We start from the raw sequence: 18,758 nt of genomic DNA, 5'->3' as shown, positions 1-18,758 counted from the left end.
CGTGGTGGCGCGCGAATGGGGTCATGGCTGCTCCGGCAGCGAGCGCACCCGTTCGATGATCGCGGTCGTGGACCGGTCGGAGACGTAGTCCAGCACCATGACCTCGCCGCCCATCGCCCGCACCAGTGGCGCCTCCGGCAGCATGGCGGCCGTGTAGTCGCCGCCCTTGACGTACAGGTCGGGCCGGATCATCCGCAGCAGCCGCTCGGGCGTGTCCTCCTCGAAGGAGGTCACGTAGTCGACGTAGCCGAGCGCGGCCAGCACCGACATGCGGTCCTCGCACGAGTTGATCGGCCGGCCCGGGCCCTTCAGCCGCGCCGTGCTGGCGTCGCTGTTGACGGCCACCACGAGCACGTCGCCGAGCTGCGCGGCCCGTTCCAGGTAGGTGACGTGGCCGCGGTGCAGCACGTCGAAGCAGCCGTTGGTGAACACGATCCGATCCCCGCGCCGCCGGTGCTCGTCCAGCCGCTCGGCGAGCCGCTCGGCCTGCCGGTCGGCCGGGCGCAGCAGCTCGTCCTCGCCGCGCAGCGCCTTCAGCAGCTCGTGGCGGGTGCAGGTGGCGGTGCCCGGCCTGCGCACCACCACCCCGGCCGCCGCCTGCGCGGCCCGCGCCGCCTGCTCCGGCTCCGCGCCGCCCGCCAGCCACAGCGCGAACGCCGCGGTGAACGTGTCGCCCGCCCCCGTCGTCATGTGGTCCGGCGCGGGATCGGCGTACGTCCGGTACGGCGGCCGCCCCGGCCGGTGCAGCAGCGTGCCCTCGCCGTCGAGCGTCGTCACCACCATCCGCGCCCCCGACGCCGCCAGCAGCCTCTCGGACCGGTCGGTGAGGAAGCGCACCCGGTCGGCGGTGTCGCCGTCCTCGCCGAGCAGTTGCAGCACCTCGCCGTAGTTGGGCAGCATCGCGGTCGCGCCGCACTCCCGCCACGGCGTGATCACGTGCGCGTCCACGACCAGCACCGGCAGCCCGGTCAGGGCCCGCCGCACCGCCGGCGTGCAGACGCCGCCGCCGTAGTCGCAGGCCACCACCACGTCGGCGCCGCGCAGCGCCCGCTCCAGCTCGGCCAGCACGCGCTCCTCGGCCTCGCCGCCGAGCGGCTCGCGGTCCTCCTCGTCGTAGCGGGCGATGAGCTGCTCGCCGACCATCAGCCGCTGCTTGTGCGGGGTACGGCGGCCCGGCACGGTCACCAGCCGGGCGTCCACGCCCAGCAGTTCGAGCGCCCGGGCGAGCGTGCCCGAGCAGGCGTCGTCCCCGACCGCGCCCACCAGGCGCACCCGTGCTCCGAGCGCCACCAGGTTCGCCGCCGCGTTGCCGGCGCCGCCCGGCGCCTCGTCGGTGGCCTCCACGCTGACCACCGGCACCGGCGCCTCCTGGGCGATCCGCCGCACCGGGCCGCGCAGCCAGGAGTCGAGCATCACGTCGCCGACGACCACGGCCTCGATGTCGCTGTTCATACGCTGCGTCTACCTGGAGAAGCGCTGCCCAAACAGAGACGGTGCCCAACGAAGCTTTGCCGTGACGCTGCCCGTTCCGGCGCACCCTGTTCGCCGTACGGGGGAGAAGACACACCATGACACGGCATTTCGAGATCCGCGGGGAGGTGGGGTGATGGCCCGCTACGCGGTGCTCGTGTACGAGGCCGTCGCCCCCGCCGACCTGCCGCACGACGTCCAGGAGGCGCACCGGGCCCTGCCCGGGCAGGTCACCGGGCTCGGCGGCCGGCTCGTCGCCGGGCTGACCCTGGAGCAGCCCGAGACCGCCACGGCGATGCGCGGCGGCCGGGTGACCGACGGGCCGTTCGCCGAGGCGGAGGAGGCGCTGGCCGGGGTCCTGGTCGTCGAGGCGCGCGACCACGACCACGCGCTGTCGATCGCCGAGCTGGTGCCCGTCGTGCGCGGCGGCGTCGAGGTGCGGCCGCTGCTCGGCGTCACGGTGCCCGACGAGAGCTGACCCGCCCGGACGACGGGACGAGCCTGGTGCAGGGGCGGGTCAGGTGAAGGGGCGGGTCAGGTGAAGGGGCGGGTCAGGTGAAGGGGCGCGCCATCTGCTCCAGCGTCTCGTCGATGACCTCGTGCAGCGGGCGGGCCTGCTCCTCCTCGATCCACGTGTGCGTGGCGAGCCGGAGCGCGGCGAGGAAGGCGGCGGCCATCACCCGGGGGCTCACGCCGCCGCCACGGCGCAGCGCGAGGGCCTGGGCCAGCTCCCGGTCGAAGGCCGCGTGGTTGGCGAGCTGCCGGGCCAGCAGCGACGGGTGCTTCATGGCCAGCCGGGTGCGCACCGCCTGCTCGCGCTCCGGGACGCCGATCTCCTCGTAGAGCCGCTGGACGGCGCCGCGCAGCGCGAGCCAGGCGGGCCGGTCGGCGGGCTCGGCGCGCACCCGCTCGACCAGCGCCCGGATGCGCCGCTCGTCGCCGTAGAGGATGGCGTCCTCCTTGCCGGCGAAGTAGTTGGAGAACGTGCGGCGGGAGATGTTGGCCGCGTCGGCGATGGCCTCGACGGTGACGGCGTCGAAGCCGTGCTCGATCGTGAGCCGCAGCGCCGCCTCGTGCACGGCCTGCCGCGTCTCCGCCTTCTTGCGCTCCCGCAGGCCCAGCGTGCTGTCCATGATGCGGACATCTTACCGGCTGGGAATAACTGCCCAGTGCGCAAACTTGCCCAATGCGAATGTAGGGTGTCCTCTGCACGTTTGATGAGGATTTGGGGGAAAGCGCGTGAGCGCCACCATGGACGCACCACCCGGGCAGATGACCCACCGGCAGATTCTCGAAGCCCTCAGCGGGCTCCTGCTGGTCCTGTTCGTCGCGATGATCAGCGGCACGATCGTGTCCGTCGCGCTGCCGCAGATCATCGGCGCGCTGAACGGCAGCCAGTCGCAGTACACCTGGGTGGTCACCGCCTCCCTGCTGGCCGCCACGGCGTCCACGCCGATCTGGGGCAAGCTGGCCGACCTGTTCGACAAGAAGCTGCTGATCCAGATCTCCATCGTGATCTTCATGGTGAGCTCGCTGGCCTGCGGGTTCGCCCAGAACACCGGGCAGCTCATCGCCTTCCGCGCGGTGCAGGGCCTCGGCATGGGCGCCCTGCAGGTGCTGGTCCAGGTGGTGATCGGGGCCATGATCAGCCCCAAGGAGCGCGGCCGCTACAACGGCTACCTGGGCGGCGTCATGGCCGTGGCCACCGTCGCCGGCCCGCTGCTCGGCGGCCTCATCGCCGACACCTCGTGGCTCGGCTGGCGCTGGTGCTTCTTCGTCGCAGTGCCGTTCACCATCGCCGCGCTCGCCCTGCTGCACAAGACCCTGCACGTCAGCTCGGTCCGGGCGCGGAACGTCAAGATCGACTACGTGGGCGCGACGCTCATCGCCGCCGGCGTCAGCGTCCTGCTCATCTGGATCACCTTCGTCGGCAACTCCTTCGACTGGCTCTCCTGGCAGACCGCGGTCATGGCCGGCGGCGGCCTCGCCGTCCTGGCCCTCGCCACCTGGGTGGAGTCACGGGTGAGCCAGCCCGTCGTGCCGCTGCACGTGGTGCGCCGCCGCACCCCCGCCCTGGCGATCCTGGCCAGCCTCGCGGTCGGCATGGCGATGTTCGGCGGGGCGGTCTTCCTTGGCCAGTACTTCCAGATCGGCCGCGGCTACACGCCCACCGAGTCGGGGTTGCTCACCATCCCGATGATGCTCGGCGTGCTGGTCTCCTCCGCCGTGAGCGGCAACCTGGTGTCGAAGACCGGGCGCGTCAAGCCGTACATCGTCAGCGGGTCGATCGTGCTGACCGCCGGGTTCCTCGTGCTGTCCACGATGGACCACGACACCTCGCTCTGGCTGATCGGCGGTGCGATGGTGCTGGTCGGCGCGGGCGTCGGCATGTCGATGCAGAACCTCGTCCTGGCCATCCAGAACACCGTCCCGCTGCGCGAGCTGGGCGCGGCCAGCGGCGCGATCACGTTCTTCCGCTCGCTCGGCGGCACCATCGGCGTCTCGGTGCTCGGCGCGGTCCTGGCCCAGCAGGTCGCCACCGACATCACCCGGGGCCTGGCCAGGGCGGGCGTCACCGGCCGGGCCGCCGCCGAGTCGGCCGGCTCGCTCAACCTGGAGGCGCTGCCCGAGCCGTTCGCGACCGTCATCCGCACCGCCTACGGCGACGCGACCGGGCACATCTTCCTCATCTCGGCCGGCATCGCCGCCGTCGGCGTCGTGGCCACGCTGTTCCTGCCGAGGATCACGCTGCGCGACAGCGTCGACCTCCAGCCCGCCGAGGGCGAGAAGGCTCCCGCCTGACCTCCGGGGCGCGCGCCGCGAGCCACGAGGCGGCGCAGGTGATCAGTACGATCATCGCGAACGGGACGTATTTCTTCACTGGGTGTCGTCCTCCTCCTCGGTGAGCCGGGCGCGTTGCGGCTCGACGGTGTAGCGGGGGTCGCGGGCCGAGGCCGTCCCCGCCTCGAACACGCCGAACCGGGTGCACACCGAACCGGCCAGCAGCGCGGCCCCGGCCACGACGGCGGCCCGGCGGCTGCGGCGGCCGGCGGTCAGGCCGACCAGCGCCCCGGTGACCGACAGCGCCTGCCCGAGGCGCAGCAGCCGCCCGGCCCGGCCCCGCCGCAGCGGCTCGGCGACCGTGCCGAGCCGGTGCTTCATCCGCGCGGCGGCGGCCAGCTCGACGGCGACGCCCGCCACGGCCGCCCGCCGCGCCGGGGCCGCCTCGGCGAGCGGCGCGGCCAGCAGGCCGATCCCCGCCGCCGACGCCGCCGCCGACCCGGCGAACAGGAACGGCATCTCCCGGTAGCCGCCGTGCCACGCGGGCACCGCGGTGTCGGAGATCAGCACCGCCGTGTAGGTCGCCAGCGCCGGTCCCAGCAGCCCGGCCCCCACCGTGGCCCATCTCGCGACCCCCGGCCAGGGCCCGGGCACCAGCGCCGTCGCCGCGGCCAGCCCCGCCTGCGGGCCGTACGCGGTCAGGATCCAGGTGCCGACGCTCATCGGGGAGGTCACCTTGAACACGCGCAGCATGTTGAGGAAGCGCCCCGGCCGCCCCAGGTCGTGGATGAGCGCGTACAGTGAGCCCGTCACCCCGCACAGCGCCGCCGTCTTGCAGGCCCGCGCCAGGCGGGGGCGGCCGGTCAGGTGCGCGGCGGCGGCCAGCGTGGACGAGGCCCCCGCCAGCCCGCCGAGGAACAGGTAACCGCCGATGTCGTGCGCCTGCCAGGTGGGCTCGTTGAGCACCGGCAGCCCGTAGTAGGAGCCGAAGTCCGCCCGGGGCACCATGCGCCGCTCCCGGGGCCGGCCCAGCGACTCCGGCACGGCGTCGCGGCCCGGCGGCAGCGCCGGGTCCCCGTCCAGCCGCACGTCCGTCAGCCCGGTCATGACCGCCCCCTCCACGACAGCGCCACCAGCCCCGCCAGCAGCCCGGCCGCGGCCACGGCGGCGTGCCGCCACATCGACGGCAGGTCCCGCGTCGTCACCACCGGGTCCGGCGGCAGCCCGTACACCTCCGGCTCGTCCAGCAGCAGGAAGAACGCCGCGGTGCCGCCCACCCCGTCGGCGGGGGAGTGGCCGTACAGCCGGGCCGAGCCCACCCCGGCCTCGTGCAGCCGCTCCAGCCGCCGCGACGCCCGCTCGCGCAGCTCGTCGAGGTCGCCGAACTGGATCGAGTCCGTCGGGCACGTCTTCGCGCACGCCGGCTCCATCCCGGCCCCCAGCCGGTCGTAGCACATCGTGCACTTGTGAGCCAGCCCGTCGCCCTCCCGCTTGCCGATCACCCCGTACGGGCACGCCGGGACGCAGTAGCCGCACCCGTTGCACACGTCCTCCTGCACCACGACGGTGCCGAACTCGGTGCGGAACAGCGACCCGGTCGGGCACACGTCCAGGCAGGCCGCCTCGGTGCAGTGCTTGCACACGTCGGAGGCCATCAGCCAGCGGAAGTCGGGGTGCGGCTGCTCGACGAACGCCACGTGCCGCCACGTGCTCGCGCCCAGCCCCTTGGTGTTGTCGTACGACATGCCGGTGAAGCCGAGGACGTCGTCCGGGACGGCGTTCCACTCCTTGCACGCCACTTCGCACGCCTTGCAGCCGATGCACACGCTGGTGTCGGTGAAGAAGCCGACGCGGCCCATGTCACGCCTCCGTTCCGGTGCGCTCGGTGATCCCGGCGCGCAGCCGGTAGTGCTGGACGAGCTCGGGCAGCGCCGGGCCGCGCGGGCGCCGGCCGGGCCGGATGTCCGCCGACAGCGCCTTGACCTCCTGGATGTGCGAGCTCGGGTCGAGCGAGATGGCCGACAGCTCGTTGGCGGCGTCGCCGCGCGCCCGCCCGTTGGGCCCGAAGTGGAACGGCAGCCCGATCTGGTGGATCACCTGCCCGTCGGCGTGCAGCGGCGTCATCCGCTGGGTGACCAGCACCCGGGCCTCGATGGCGTTGCGCGCGGTGACGATCGTCGCCCAGCCGCCGTGCGTGAGTCCGCGCTCGGCGGCCAGCTCGGGCGACACCTCGCAGAACATCTCCGGCTGCAGCTCGGCCAGGTAGGGCGTGCTGCGGCTCATCCCGCCCGCGGTGAAGTGCTCGGTGAGCCGGTAGGTGGTGACCACGTACGGGTAGACGGACGCGCCCGCCTCGCCGCCGCTGGGGTGGTAGCGGTTGTGCACGTGCGGGTACAGCTTGCGCGCCGGGCTGCGCTGCCGCCCGTACAGGGCGTTGGCCACCGGCGAGTCCTGCGGCTCGTAGTGCGTGGGCAGCGGCCCGTCGAGCACCCCGGCGGGCGCGAACAGCCAGCCCTTGCCGTCACCCTGCATGATGAACGGGTCGACGCCCGACAGCGCCTCGACCCCGGCCGCGTCCTCGGGCGGCCGGTAGTCCGGCGCCTTGCCCCGCTCGAAGTCGGGCACGTCGTAGCCCGACCAGGCCGACCCGTCCCACCACACGAGCTTCTTGCGCTCGCTCCACGGGCTGCCGTCGGGCCGCGCCGAGGCCCGGTTGTACAGCAGCCGCCGGTTGGCCGGCCACGCCCATGCCCACTCGGCGGCGATCCAGTCCTGCTCGGCGCCGGGCTTGCGGCGGGCCGCCTGGTTGACGCCGCCGGCGCGGACGCCGCAGTAGATCCAGCACCCGCACGCCGTCGAGCCGTCGCTCCTGAGCTGGTCGTAGCCGGACAGCGGCCGGCCCTCGGCGTCGGTGCCGTTGATCTCAGCCAGCACCGCCTCCGCGTCCGGCTCGGCCGTCGGCCCGCTGACCGGGTAGTCCCAGGTCAGGTCGAGCACCGGCGCGTCCATCGGGTCGGCGGACCCGGCCAGCTTCTCCCGGATGATCCGCCCCAGGTGGTACATGAACCACAGGTCGCTGCGCCGGTCGCCGGCCGGCTCGACGGCCTTGTGGTGCCACTGCAGCAGCCGGTTGGTGTTGGTGAAGCTGCCGTCCTTCTCGGTGTGCGCGGCGGCCGGGAAGAAGAACACCTCGGTGCCGATCTCGGCGGTGGACAGCTCGCCGGTCTCGATCTCCGGCCCGTCCTTCCACCAGGTGGCGCTCTCGATCAGGTTGAAGTCGCGCACCACCAGCCAGTCGAGCTCGGCCATGCCCAGGCGCTGCATGCGGGCGTTGGCCGAGCCGACCGCCGGGTTCTCGCCCAGCAGCAGGTAGCCCTTGCAGGTGCCGTCGAGCTGCGCCATCACCGTGTCGTAGTGGCTGTGGCTGCCGGTCAGCCGGGGCAGGTAGCCGAAGCGGAAGTCGTTGTCGGGCCGCGCCGACGGCCCCCACCACGCCTTGAGCAGGCTCACCAGGTAGGCGGGCATGTGCGCCCAGTAGCCCTTGACCGGCGCGTCGGCGCGCAGGAAGTCCTCCAGCCGCTGGTGGCGGTGCGCGTGCGGCATCGGGATGTAGCCGGGCAGCAGGTTGAACAGCGTCGGGATGTCGCTGGAGCCCTGGATGCTGGCGTGCCCGCGCAGCGCCTGGATGCCGCCGCCCGGCCGGCCGATGTTGCCCAGCAGCAGTTGCAGGATGCTCGCCGCCCGGATGAACTGCGAGCCGTCGCTGTGCTGCGTCCACCCGACCGCGTACACGAACGCCGACGTCCGGTCCGGGCCGGAGTTCTCCGTCAGGTGGCGGCAGACCCGCGCGAACAGCTCGGGCGGCACCCCGCACACCCGTTCCACCATCTCCGGCGTGTAACGGGCGAAGTGGCGGCGCAGGATCTGCATCACGCAGCGCGGGTGCCGCAACGTCTCGTCCCGCGTCGGCGTGCCGCGCATGCTGGAGCCGCCCGCCCCGTGCATCTCGCTCTGCCCCGCCTGCGGCTGCTCGCGCTCGCCCGCCGCCGAGATCACCGGCATCCCCTCGTACTGCCAGCTCCGGTGGTCGTAGCAGCGCTCCTGCGGGTCGAAGCCGGAGAACAGCCCGTCGAGGTCCTCGGTGTCGCGGTAGTCCTCGCCGACCAGGGTGGCGGCGTTGGTGTACGCGACCACGTACTCGCGGAAGTAACGCTCCCCGGTCAGCACGTGGTTGATCAGCCCGCCCAGGAACGCCACGTCGCTGCCCGCCCGCAGCGGCACGTGCAGGTCGGCCAGCGCGCTCGTGCGGGTGAACCGCGGATCGACGTGGATCACCGTCGCGCCGCGCGCCTTGGCCTCCATCACCCACTGGAAGCCCACCGGGTGCGCCTCGGCGAAGTTCGAGCCCTCGATGACGATGCAGTCGGCGTGCTGCAGGTCCTGCATGAACGTGGTCGCCCCGCCGCGCCCGAACGAGGTGCCGAGGCCGACGACGGTCGAGCTGTGGCACACCCGCGCCTGGTTCTCGATCTGCACCACGCCCAGCGCCGTGAGCAGCTTCTTGATGAGGTAGTTCTCCTCGTTGTCCAGCGTGGCGCCGCCGAGCGAGGCGATGCCCATCGTGCGGGCGGTGCGCGCGCCGTCGCGCTCCCACTCCCACGTCGCGCGGCGGGTGGCGATGATCCGGTCGGCGACCATGTCCATCGCCGTGTCCAGGTCGAGCTCCTGCCAGCCGGCGGCGTGAGGAGGCCGGTAAAGGACCTTGTCCAGGCGGCCGGAGCCGGTGGTGAGCTGCAGGCTGGCCGCGCCCTTCGGGCACAGGCGGCCGCGGCTGACCGGCGAGTCCGGGTCGCCCTCGATCTGCACGACCTTCCCGTCGCGGACGTAGACGTTCTGCGCGCACCCGACGGCGCAGTAGGGGCAGACGGACTTGACCACCCGGTCCGCCGTCGCCGTCCGCGCCTCCAGCCGGTCGGTGCGCGCGGACCTGACCGCCCGCCCCCGCCCGGTGGGGTCCCCGCCCATGAGTTGCCGCAGCAGCGGCCAGCCGTTCATCCGTGTTTCCCCCGAAATCCCCTGGCCGGAGTCCTGCCCTGAGGTCTCCGGCCGGAAACCGGGGCCGCCGTCAGTCGATCTTCTTCCACTGGGCGACGAGCTGGTCGTAGTCGAGCGTCTCGGGCTTGCCGCGCTCGTCGGCGAGCTTCGGCGCGGGCGCGCCCGGCTGGTCCAGCCAGTGCTGCGCGTCACGCTCGGGGTTCAGCTTGGGCGCGCACGCGCCGCCGTAGCCGCGCCGCTCCAGCCGCGACAGGATGTCGTCCTGCTGCCTGGCCAGGTTGTCCATCGACTGCTGCGGCGTCGTCTCCCCGGTGACGGCGGTGGCCACGTTCTGCCACCACAGCTGCGCCAGCCTCGGGTAGTCCGGCACGTTCGTCCCGGTCGGCGTCCACTGCTCACGCGCCGGGCCCCGGTAGAACTCGATCAGGCCGCCGTACTTGTCCGCGTTCCGCTCGAAGTGGTCGCTGCGCAGGTCGGAGTCGCGGATGAAGGTCAGCCCGACGATGGACTTCTTCAGCGACACCGTCTTGGACGTGACGAACTGCGCGTACAGCCAGGCCGCCGCGCGGCGCTCCGCCGGGGTGTTGCGCAGCAGCGTCCACGAGCCCGCGTCCTGGTAGCCGAGCTTGTTGCCCTCCTTCCAGTACGCGCCGTGCGGGCTCGGCGCGATGCGCCACTTCGGCGTGCCGTCGGCGTTGACGACCGGCAGCCCCTGCTTGGTCATGTCGGCGGTGAACGAGGTGTACCAGAAGATCTGCTGGGCGACGTTGCCCTGCGCGGGCACCGGGCCGGCCTCGCTGAAGTTCATCCCGGCCGCCGATCTCGGCGCGAACCGCTTCAGCCAGTCGACGTACTTGGTCAGCGCGTAGACGGCCGCCGGGCCGTTGGTGTCGCCGCCCCGGGTGACCGACGAGCCCACCGGGCGGCAGTTCTCCACCCGGATGCCCCAGTCGTCGACCGGCAGCCCGTTCGGCAGGCCCGGGTCGCCGTTGCCCGCCATCGACAGCCACGAGTCGGTGAACCGCCAGCCGAGCGACGGGTCCTTGCGCCCGTAGTCCATGTGGCCGTACACCTTGACGCCGTCGATCGTGCCGTCGCCGTTGACCTTCGAGGTGAAGAACTCCGCGATGTCCTCGTAGGCCGCCCAGTTGACCGGGACGCCCAGCTCGTAGCCGTAGGCGTCGCGGAACTGCTTCTTGATCGCCGGGTCGGTGAACCAGTCGTAGCGGAACCAGTAGAGGTTGGCGAACTGCTGGTCGGGAAGCTGGTAGAGCTTCTTGTCCGGCCCGGTCGTGAAGCTGATGCCGATGAAGTCGCCGAGGTCGAGCGTCGGCGAGGTGACGGCCTTGCCCTCGCCGGCCATGTAGTCCGACAGCGGGAAGACGTAGTCGCCGCGCGCGTGCGTGCCGATCAGGTCGGAGTCGTTGACGTAGGCGTCGTAGATGTTCTGGTCGCCCTGGATCTGCGTCTGCAGCTTCTCGATCACGTCGCCCTCCTGGATCAGGTCGTGCTTGACCCGGATGCCGGTGATCTCGCCGAACGCCTTGGCCAGGCGCTGCGACTCGTACTGGTGCGTGGTGATCGTCTCGGACACGACGTTGATCTCCATGCCCCGGTACGGCTGGGCCGCTTTCATGAACCAGTCCATCTCGGCCAGCTGCTGGTCGCGCGTCAGCGTGCTCGGCGTGAACTCGGTGGACACCCACCGCTGCGCCGCCGCCTTCGCGTCCGCCTCCCGGAACTCGCCGCCACCGCCTCCCTGCCCCTGCGAGCATCCCGCCGCCACCAGGGCGAGCAGCAGGACGGGTACGGCCGGACCTCGTGCCATGAACGCCATTGCGCCTCCTCGGGTCAGCCCCATCTGCCGATGACCAGCACCACCACGACCGCGAGCGCCAGCGCGAGCCACATGGACAGGTCGCTGACCGCGATCCACCCGGCGAGCACCACGGCGGCGCTGACGAGGCCGATGTACAGCCGGTCACCCCGATCGGTCTCGATGCGCAGGAAGCCGCGCCGCGCCACCGGCGGCGAGATCCGCGCCCAGACGGCCATCCCGGCCAGCAGCAGCGCCAGCCCGGCGAACACCAGCGCCGTGGGCGCCGTCCACACCATCCACTCCAGCACCGCTCACACCCTCCCCAGGCTGAACCCGCGGGCGATGTAGTTGCGCACGAACCAGATGACGATCGCGCCCGGCACGATCGTCAGCACCCCGGCCGCCGCCAGCAGCCCCCAGTCGACGCCCGCCGCGCTCACCGTGCGCGTCATCGTGGCGGCGATCGGCTTGGCGTTCACCGAGGTGATCGTCCTGGCGATGAGCAGCTCCACCCAGCTGAACATGAAGCAGAAGAACAGCGTCACGCCGATCGCCGACCGGATCATCGGCAGGAAGATCCGCACGAAGAACCGGGGGAGCGAGTAGCCGTCGATCGCCGCCGTCTCGTCGATCTCGCGGGGGATGCCCGACATGAACCCCTCCAGGATCCACACCGCCAGCGGCACGTTGAACAGCATGTGCGCGATCGCCACGCCCAGATGCGTGTCGAACAGGCCGACCGACTGGTAGATCTGGAAGAACGGCAGCAGGAACACCGCCGGGGGTGCCATCCGGTTCGTCAGCAGCCAGAAGAACAGGTGCCGGTCGCCGGCGAAGCGGAACCGGGAGAACGCGTACGCCGCCGGCAACGCCACGACCAGCGACATCACCGCGTTCATCGACGTGTAGACGATCGAGTTCAGGTAGCTCGAATACCACACCGGGTTCGTGAAGAACGTGACGTAGTTGTCGAACGTCACCCGCTGCGGAATCAGCGAGAAGCTTCCGAGGATGTCCTGGTTCGGGCGGATCGACATGCCGAACATCCACAGCACCGGCAGCAGCAGCGTCGCCCCGTACAGCCAGAACACCGTCCGCGCCCACGGCAGCCGCCGCCCGTCCCGCCCGCTCATCGGCCGCTCCTCGTCAGCACGGTGAAGAACACGTAGCAGGCGATCTGCACCACCAGGAAGTACAGCAGCGAGAACGCGCCCGCCGGCCCCAGGTCGAACTGCCCGACGGCGATCTTCGACAGCAGGATGCTGAGGAACGACGTGGCGTTGCCTGGCCCGCCGCCCGTCACCACGAACGGCTCGGTGTAGATCATGAAGCTGTCCATGAACCGCAGCAGGATCGCGATCGTCAGCACCCCGCGCAGCCTCGGGAGCTGGACGTGCCGGAACGTCGCCCACGCCGACGCCCCGTCGATCTGCGCCGCCTGGAAGTACGGGTCCGGGATCGACCGCAGCCCCGCGTACGCCAGCAGCGCCACCAGCGGCGTCCAGTGCCACACGTCCATGACGAGCACCGTGATCCACGCGTCGGTGGCGTCGAGCGTGTAGTTGAAGTTCACGCCCGGCACCCGGTTGACCGCCCAGCCGCCCAGGCCGATGTCGGGACGGGCGAAGATCTGCCAGATGGTGCCGACCACGTTCCACGGGATGAGCAGCGGCAGCGCCACCACGACCAGCGCCGCCGGCACCGCGACCCGCCCGTGGCGCGGCATCGTCGCCGCGATCGCCACCCCCAGCGGGATCTCGACGAGCAGCACCTGCGCCGAGAACAGCAGCGTGCGGCCGAACGCCGCGCGCACCTCCGGGTCGCGGGTCACGTCGCGGAACCACTCCAGCCCGACGAAGATCCGGTCGTTCGGGCTGAACACGTCCTGCACCGAGTAGTTCACGACCGTCATCAGCGGGATCACCGCGGTGAACGCCACCGACAGCACGACCGGCAGCACCAGCCACCAGGCCCGGTTGTCGCGCCGCTTCACCTCCGGCGGGCGCTTCTCGCTCACGCTCCGGGCCTCCCGTCCAGCGGCTCGACGACCCCGCACCTGACGGCGTCCCTGAACAGGAACGCGCGCCCCTCGGCGAAGCTCAGCGGCTCCGCCTTGCCCACCGTGACCGCCGCCCCGGCCTCCGCACGGACGACGAGCGGGTGCCCGTCCACCGCCGCGTGCACCAGGTCGTAGGCGCCCATCCGGTCCACCCCCGTCACCCGGCCCGTCAGCCCGTTCAGCCCGCCGTGCCCGGCGCCCAGGCGGACGAACTCCGGCCGCACCCCGACCCGCACCGGCCCCGGCGGCAGGTCGCCGGAGGCCCGCCCCAGCGCCGTGCCGCCGACCCGCACCACGCCGCCGGCCAGCTCGCCCGGCAGCACGTTCATGCCGGGCGAGCCGATGAAGTGGCCGACGAACTCGTGCGCCGGCGACAGGAACAGCTCGCCCGGCTCGCCCGCCTGCACGATGCGCCCCTCGTTGAGCACGACCACCTCGTCGGCGAACGTCAGCGCCTCCGTCTGGTCGTGCGTGACGTAGATCAGCGTGTGCCCGGTGTCGCGGTGGATCTCCTTCAGCTTGCTGCGCAGCGCCCACTTCACCGCCGGGTCGACCACGGTCAGCGGCTCGTCCAGCAGCACCGCCGCCACGTCCGGCCGCACCAGCCCGCGGCCCAGCGCGACGATCTGCTGCCGGCCCGGGTCCAGCCGCCTCGACCGGCGCCGCAGATGCTCGTCCAGGCCCAGCAGCCGCGACACCTCCCGCACCCGCCGGTCCGTCTCCGCCCGGCCCAGGCCCCGGTTGCGCAGCGGGAAGGCCAGGTTGTCGTAGACCGACATCTCCTCGTACAGCACCGGGAACTGGAAGACCTGCGCGATGTTGCGCCCCGCCGTCGGCACCCCGGTCACGTCCCGGTCGCCGAACCAGATCCGGCCGGTGGTGGGGGAGAGCAGGCCCGAGACGATGTTCAGCAGTGTCGTCTTGCCGCACCCGCTCGGCCCGAGCAGCGCGTACGCCCGAGACCCGCGCCACGTCCACGTCGTCGGCCGCAGCGCCCACGTCCGGCCGCCGTCGTAGCTGTGTCCCACGCCCTCCAGCCGGATGTCAGTCATGCAGATTGTCCTCCGCCATGCCGCGACTCGAACACGAACACGTCCTCCGGGTCCACGTACGCGGTCGCCCGGCCGCCCGGCTCGTAGGCCCGCGTGCCCGGCAGGTGGGCCACCACGTGCGGGCCGCCGTCCAGCAGCAGGTGCAGGAACGTCGACCCGCCCGTCACCTCCGCCAGCCGGACCTCCCCGGGGAAGCCCACCGCGCCGCCGCCCGGGCGCTCGACGGCCACCTGGTGCGGGCGCACGGCCAGCGCCACCTCACGACCCGGCGGCAGCCCGGCGGGGGCGGGGAAGGTCGCGCCGAGGCAGTCGATGCCGCCCTCGCGCGCCACGCCCGGCAGCACGTTGAGCGGCGGGTCGCTGAGCGCCGCCGCGACCGCCAGCGACGGCGGCCCGGCGTACAGGGCGGCCACGTCGCCGGTGTGCAGCACCCGGCCCTCGCCCAGCACCACGGCCGGGGCGCCGAACGACAGCGCCTCGTTCGGGTCGGCCGTCGCGTACAGCACCACGCCGGGGGAGTCCGCGAACATGCCCCTGAGGTCGGCGCGCAACTGCTCGCGCAGCTTGAAGTCCAGGTTGGCCAGCGGCTCGTCGAGCAGCAGCACGTCCACCGGGCGGGCCAGCGCCCTGGCGATCGCGGTGCGCTGCTGCTGGCCGCCGGACAGCTCGCCGGGCCGCCGGTCCAGCAGCTCGCCGATGCCCATCAGCTCGGCCACCTCGCGCACCCGCCGGTCCACCGACTCGCGGGGGAAGGCCCGGTCCAGGCGCAGCGGGGAGGCGATGTTCTCGTACACCGTCAGCGTCGGGTAGTTGATGAAGCGCTGGTAGACGAAGGCGACCGACCTGCGGCGCACCGAGACCGAGGTGACGTCACGCCCGCCGACGAGCACCCGCCCCGCGTCCGGTGGATGCAGCCCGGCGACGACCCGCATGAGCGTCGTCTTGCCTGCCGTCATCGGCCCCAGGAGGGTGGTCATCCCCCTCGGTAACTCCAGGTTGATGTCGTCGAGCCAGACCTCGCCGCGCTGCCGTACGCGGACGCCGTCGATGAGCAGCATGATAGATCGCCACCTTTTCTCCGCCAGTTAACATGATCCACAAAGGCGTGCAAAGGGTCTTTTTCGCGGCGGCGCACATGAGAATCGCGGTCAATTCCTGTACTGAGAGTTACTGAAAAACTACTGTGGGTAGCAGTTCAGGGGTGTTCCCCTACCGGACCCAGGAGGTCTCATGCACCGCACGCTTCGCCTGACCGGCGTCGCCGCCCTCGTGGCCGGCGGCCTGCTCGCCGCCACCGCGCCCGCCCACGCCATCGTCGACCCGGTCGGGGCCCTCGAGTGCCTCACGGCCAGCGCCGGCGAGGTCACCACCCTCGTCGACCCCTCGGCCCCGGGACTCCCGGCCGAGGTGCCCGCCGTCAACTGCCTGACCGCGCCCTGACTCTCGGCAGGCCGGGGCGGCCCCCGTCCCGGCCGCAGGTTTCCGTTCCGCCCAGCAACCCCAAGGAGCAGCGTTGTACCTGCGGACCCTGTACGTCGCCGTCCTCACGGCGGCCGCGATCGTCCTGCCGCCCCTGGCGGCGGACGCCGGCGGCGAGCCGCTGATCGGCCTGGAGACCGTCATCCAGCACGTCAACCTCCTCACGTCCTAGATGCACCCGCCCCTGCCTCTGCACGTGGCCGGCGCCCCCCGGGAGCGGCGCAGCCCGCTCAAGCGCCTCGGCTACGTCATGTTCCTCAGCCGCTGGATCCAGGCACCCCTCTACCTGGGCCTCATCGCCGCGCAGGTCGTGTACGTGTGGCGGTTCATGGCCGAGCTGATCCACCTCGTGGAGCTCGGGTTCGGCGGCCACCCTCCGGAGACCACCGTCATGCTCATCGTCCTCGGCCTGGTGGACGTGGTGATGATCTCCAACCTGCTGATCATGGTGATAGTGGGCGGCTACGAGACGTTCGTGTCGCGCCTGCGCATCGAGGGGCATCCCGACCAGCCCCAATGGCTCTCCCACGTGAACGCCAACGTGCTCAAGGTCAAGCTCGCCATGGCCATCATCGGCATCTCCTCCATCCACCTGCTGCAGATATTCATCAACGCGGCCCGCCCGGCCGTCACCGACAGGGAACTGCTATGGAAAACGTTGATTCATCTGACCTTCATCGTCTCGGCTGTCGCGCTGGCCCTCATCGACCGCATCATGCTGAACAGCCGGCCGAGCCGGCACCGGCCGGGCGACCCGGCTTCCGCCTCGCCGCAGCAACGGGTATCGGCGGCGTGATCGTCGGCTTGCTCGCGCAGGTGTCCCCGGCGGCGGCCAAGCCGGCTCCACCGCTCATCGGCGACATCATCATCTTCAACGACGAGATCGTCGAGCCGGTGTCGGCGCCGGTCAGCACCTGCGGCGCGCTGTTCCCCGTGCTCAGCTCCGGATCCAGCACGTGCACGGACGCCTCGCGCGTCTCCGACGACGACGCATGACCGGCACGAGGCGCAGGACCGGCGCCTGACCGCCATGCTCCCGGCAGGCCACCCACCTACCGGGACCCCGTGCCCGCCCCCAGCTCCCCCTGCGGGGCGGGCACGCGGCGCCCTCCGCCCGTGAAAGTTTCATATAGCGTCCGATAATTTCTGCTCACCACCTGCGCCGATGACGGGACGCCGTTCCCGGCATTGACCACGCTCTCGCATGTCAATACCTTCCCCGCAAGGGTCCCGGGCTGATGAAACTTTCGGGATCGGAACTTCGCGGAGGTAGGTGCTCGTGCTCTCGACAACGCTCAACAGATCCGGAGCCCGGATCAGAACCCTCACGGCGGCGGCGGCCCTCGCCCTGCTCACCGTGTTCCTGGCGCCGGCCGTCCCCGCCGACGCCTCGGCGCCGCTGCGCCAGCACGCCGCCGCACGCGGCAAGTTCATCGGCGCCGCCCTCGCCACCGGGCCGCTGTCGAACGAGACCCAGTACCGCACCCTCGCGGCCGGCGAGTTCAACCAGATCACCGCCGAGAACGCGATGAAGTGGGACGCCACCGAGCCCAGCCAGGGCCAGTTCAACTTCTCCGGCGCCGACGCCATCATGAACTTCGCCCAGCAGAACGACCAGCAGGTCCACGGCCACACGCTCGTCTGGCACAGCCAGACCCCCACCTGGGTGCAGAACCTGCCCGCCACCGCCATGCGCGAGGCCATGCGCAACCACATCGACACGGTCGCCGGCCGCTACGCCGACAACCCCGCCCTGGTCTCCTGGGACGTGGTCAACGAGGTCTTCGAGGAGAACGGCAGCCTGCGCACCTCGTTCTGGTACAACACGCTCGGCCAGAGCTACATCGCCGACGCCTTCCGCTACGCCCGCGCCGCCGACCCCGACGCCCGGCTGTGCATCAACGACTACAACGTCGAAGGCATCAACGCCAAGAGCACCGCCATGTACAACCTGGTCCGGTCGCTGCGCCAGCAGAACGTGCCCGTCGACTGCGTCGGCTTCCAGAGCCACCTGGCCATCCAGTACGGCTTCCCCAACGACCTGCAGCAGAACCTGCAGCGCTTCGCCGACCTCGGCGTCCAGGTGCGCATCACCGAGCTCGACGTGCGCATGCAGATGCCGCGCGACGCCTCCAAGGACGCCACCCAGGCCACCTACTACCGCAACGTCGTCAACGCCTGCCTCGCCGTGACCGCCTGCGCCGGCGTCACCATCTGGGGCATCACCGACAGGCACTCCTGGGTGCCCGACACGTTCCCCGGCGAGGGCGCCGCGCTCATCTACAACGAGAACTACCAGACCAAGCCGGCCTACACCGCCGTGCACGACGCGCTCGCCGGCGGCACCGGCAACGACACCACCCCGCCGACCACCCCGGGCACCCCGGCGGCCTCCGGCGTCACGAGCAGCTCGGCGAGCCTGTCCTGGGCGGCCTCCACCGACTCCGGCGGCAGCGGCCTGGCCGGCTACAACGTCTACCGCGAGCAGGGCGCCACCGACACGCTGCTCGGCCAGTCGGCCACCAACTCCACCACCCTCACCGGCCTGACGGCCGACACCGAGTACCAGGTGTACGTGCGCGCCCGCGACGGCGCCGGCAACCTGTCCACCCCCTCGGCGACGGTGACCTTCGAGACCAGCGCGGGCGGCGGCCCCGGCGGCCCCTGCACCGCGACGGGCACCATCCAGACCCAGTGGAACAACGGCTACGTCGTGCAGCCCGTCACCGTCACCAACACCGGCTCGGCCACGCTCAACGGGTGGACCGTCACCTTCACCCTGCCCGCCGGCCACACCCTCGCGGGCTCCTGGAACGCCACCCTGACCACCAGCGGGCAGACGGTGACGGCCAAGAGCGTCTCCTACAACGGCACCCTGGCCCCCAACGCCGCCACCAGCTTCGGCTTCCAGGTCAACCGCCCCAGCGGCAACACGCAGACGCCCTCGGGCTACACCTGCGCCTCGCCGTGACCGCGTACCCCTGATCTCCGCGCGGGCCGAGGGAGGAGCGGCACCGGGAGCCGTACGGCCCGCGCGGCTTCC

Annotated in this window: 18 protein-coding genes; 7 read left to right on the top strand and 11 right to left on the bottom strand. The window is 71.9% G+C overall.

Annotated elements, in window-relative coordinates; all coding sequences use genetic code 11:
* Positions 1-21: 21 nt before the first annotated feature.
* Positions 22-1,452 carry a D-glycero-beta-D-manno-heptose 1-phosphate adenylyltransferase gene (gene rfaE2 / locus ACBI99_RS31465; RefSeq protein WP_219505644.1) on the bottom strand — a complete coding sequence of 477 codons (1,431 nt, stop codon included), beginning with the start codon at positions 1,450-1,452 and terminating at the stop codon, positions 22-24.
* Positions 1,453-1,606: 154 nt separating this feature from the next.
* Between rfaE2 and ACBI99_RS31460 the strand changes: the two genes are divergently transcribed.
* Positions 1,607-1,948, top strand: a complete 342-nt coding sequence (locus ACBI99_RS31460) for a YciI family protein (RefSeq protein WP_219505643.1) — start codon at positions 1,607-1,609, stop codon at positions 1,946-1,948.
* 73 nt (positions 1,949-2,021) lie between these two features.
* Here ACBI99_RS31460 and ACBI99_RS31455 read toward each other — a convergent pair whose 3' ends face one another.
* Positions 2,022-2,603, bottom strand: a complete 582-nt coding sequence (locus ACBI99_RS31455) for a TetR family transcriptional regulator (RefSeq protein WP_219505642.1) — start codon at positions 2,601-2,603, stop codon at positions 2,022-2,024.
* Positions 2,604-2,742: 139 nt separating this feature from the next.
* Between ACBI99_RS31455 and ACBI99_RS31450 the strand changes: the two genes are divergently transcribed.
* A complete protein-coding gene (locus ACBI99_RS31450) occupies positions 2,743-4,272 on the top strand; it encodes an MDR family MFS transporter (protein ID WP_375074165.1) in 1,530 nt (509 codons plus the stop codon).
* Between the two features lie 75 nt (positions 4,273-4,347).
* Here the strand turns inward: ACBI99_RS31450 and nrfD are convergent, their stop codons facing one another.
* The 9 genes from nrfD to ACBI99_RS31405 form a co-directional block, all read right to left on the bottom strand.
* Positions 4,348-5,358, bottom strand: coding sequence for an NrfD/PsrC family molybdoenzyme membrane anchor subunit (gene nrfD / locus ACBI99_RS31445; protein WP_364170107.1), 1,011 nt, complete (start codon positions 5,356-5,358; stop codon positions 4,348-4,350).
* Complete coding sequence (locus ACBI99_RS31440; protein ID WP_219505640.1) at positions 5,355-6,110, bottom strand: 4Fe-4S dicluster domain-containing protein; 756 nt, start codon at positions 6,108-6,110, stop codon at positions 5,355-5,357. Before ACBI99_RS31440 ends, nrfD begins: the two co-directional genes overlap by 4 nt.
* A 1-nt stretch (position 6,111) precedes the next feature.
* Positions 6,112-9,306, bottom strand: a complete 3,195-nt coding sequence (gene fdh / locus ACBI99_RS31435) for a formate dehydrogenase (RefSeq protein WP_219505639.1) — start codon at positions 9,304-9,306, stop codon at positions 6,112-6,114.
* A 70-nt stretch (positions 9,307-9,376) separates the two neighbouring features.
* On the bottom strand, positions 9,377-11,134 hold the full coding sequence (locus tag ACBI99_RS31430) for an ABC transporter substrate-binding protein (RefSeq protein ID WP_219505638.1): 1,758 nt from the start codon (positions 11,132-11,134) through the stop codon (positions 9,377-9,379).
* A 23-nt stretch (positions 11,135-11,157) separates the two neighbouring features.
* A complete protein-coding gene (locus ACBI99_RS31425; RefSeq protein ID WP_219505636.1) occupies positions 11,158-11,433 on the bottom strand; it encodes a DUF2160 domain-containing protein in 276 nt (91 codons plus the stop codon).
* A 3-nt stretch (positions 11,434-11,436) separates the two neighbouring features.
* Entirely contained in the window at positions 11,437-12,258 is an 822-nt protein-coding gene (locus ACBI99_RS31420) for a carbohydrate ABC transporter permease (RefSeq protein WP_219505634.1), read from the bottom strand.
* Positions 12,255-13,142, bottom strand: a complete 888-nt coding sequence (locus tag ACBI99_RS31415) for a carbohydrate ABC transporter permease (protein ID WP_219505631.1) — start codon at positions 13,140-13,142, stop codon at positions 12,255-12,257. Before ACBI99_RS31415 ends, ACBI99_RS31420 begins: the two co-directional genes overlap by 4 nt.
* Positions 13,139-14,236, bottom strand: a complete 1,098-nt coding sequence (locus tag ACBI99_RS31410) for an ABC transporter ATP-binding protein (protein ID WP_375074135.1) — start codon at positions 14,234-14,236, stop codon at positions 13,139-13,141. The genes ACBI99_RS31415 and ACBI99_RS31410 overlap by 4 nt, the downstream gene beginning before the upstream one ends.
* Positions 14,233-15,294, bottom strand: coding sequence for an ABC transporter ATP-binding protein (locus ACBI99_RS31405; protein WP_219505627.1), 1,062 nt, complete (start codon positions 15,292-15,294; stop codon positions 14,233-14,235). Before ACBI99_RS31405 ends, ACBI99_RS31410 begins: the two co-directional genes overlap by 4 nt.
* 172 nt (positions 15,295-15,466) lie before the next feature.
* Here ACBI99_RS31405 and ACBI99_RS31400 point away from each other — a divergent pair, with 172 nt between their 5' ends.
* From ACBI99_RS31400 to ACBI99_RS31380, 5 genes are all read left to right on the top strand, one after another.
* Positions 15,467-15,676: a hypothetical protein gene (locus ACBI99_RS31400; RefSeq protein WP_219505625.1), complete on the top strand. Its 210-nt coding sequence runs from the start codon at positions 15,467-15,469 to the stop codon at positions 15,674-15,676.
* Positions 15,677-15,749: 73 nt separating this feature from the next.
* Positions 15,750-15,887, top strand: a complete 138-nt coding sequence (locus tag ACBI99_RS31395; RefSeq protein ID WP_219505623.1) for a hypothetical protein — start codon at positions 15,750-15,752, stop codon at positions 15,885-15,887.
* Positions 15,888-15,911: 24 nt separating this feature from the next.
* Positions 15,912-16,511, top strand: coding sequence for a TIGR00645 family protein (locus ACBI99_RS31390; protein WP_308125777.1), 600 nt, complete (start codon positions 15,912-15,914; stop codon positions 16,509-16,511).
* The gene (locus ACBI99_RS31385; protein ID WP_219505619.1) at positions 16,508-16,711 is read left to right on the top strand and encodes a hypothetical protein; all 204 of its coding nucleotides are present in this window, start codon (positions 16,508-16,510) and stop codon (positions 16,709-16,711) included. Before ACBI99_RS31390 ends, ACBI99_RS31385 begins: the two co-directional genes overlap by 4 nt.
* A gap of 283 nt (positions 16,712-16,994) precedes the next feature.
* Complete coding sequence (locus ACBI99_RS31380; RefSeq protein ID WP_375074134.1) at positions 16,995-18,686, top strand: endo-1,4-beta-xylanase; 1,692 nt, start codon at positions 16,995-16,997, stop codon at positions 18,684-18,686.
* Positions 18,687-18,758 lie beyond the last annotated feature (72 nt).

Source organism: Nonomuraea sp. ATR24, assembly GCF_041950485.1.
Classification (GTDB): Bacteria; Actinomycetota; Actinomycetes; order Streptosporangiales; family Streptosporangiaceae; genus Nonomuraea; species Nonomuraea ceibae.
Note: the sequence above shows the minus strand (reverse complement) of the source record. Positions and strands in the feature narration are given on the sequence as shown.

Coding starts and splice junctions, on each gene's coding strand:
- rfaE2 (WP_219505644.1), bottom strand. CDS start 1,452: ATGAACAGCGACATCGAGGCCGTGGTCGTCGGCGACGTGATGCTCGAC.
- ACBI99_RS31460 (WP_219505643.1), top strand. CDS start 1,607: ATGGCCCGCTACGCGGTGCTCGTGTACGAGGCCGTCGCCCCCGCCGAC.
- ACBI99_RS31455 (WP_219505642.1), bottom strand. CDS start 2,603: ATGGACAGCACGCTGGGCCTGCGGGAGCGCAAGAAGGCGGAGACGCGG.
- ACBI99_RS31450 (WP_375074165.1), top strand. CDS start 2,743: ATGACCCACCGGCAGATTCTCGAAGCCCTCAGCGGGCTCCTGCTGGTC.
- nrfD (WP_364170107.1), bottom strand. CDS start 5,358: ATGACCGGGCTGACGGACGTGCGGCTGGACGGGGACCCGGCGCTGCCG.
- ACBI99_RS31440 (WP_219505640.1), bottom strand. CDS start 6,110: ATGGGCCGCGTCGGCTTCTTCACCGACACCAGCGTGTGCATCGGCTGC.
- fdh (WP_219505639.1), bottom strand. CDS start 9,306: ATGAACGGCTGGCCGCTGCTGCGGCAACTCATGGGCGGGGACCCCACC.
- ACBI99_RS31430 (WP_219505638.1), bottom strand. CDS start 11,134: ATGGCACGAGGTCCGGCCGTACCCGTCCTGCTGCTCGCCCTGGTGGCG.
- ACBI99_RS31420 (WP_219505634.1), bottom strand. CDS start 12,258: ATGAGCGGGCGGGACGGGCGGCGGCTGCCGTGGGCGCGGACGGTGTTC.
- ACBI99_RS31410 (WP_375074135.1), bottom strand. CDS start 14,236: ATGACTGACATCCGGCTGGAGGGCGTGGGACACAGCTACGACGGCGGC.
- ACBI99_RS31405 (WP_219505627.1), bottom strand. CDS start 15,294: ATGCTGCTCATCGACGGCGTCCGCGTACGGCAGCGCGGCGAGGTCTGG.
- ACBI99_RS31400 (WP_219505625.1), top strand. CDS start 15,467: ATGCACCGCACGCTTCGCCTGACCGGCGTCGCCGCCCTCGTGGCCGGC.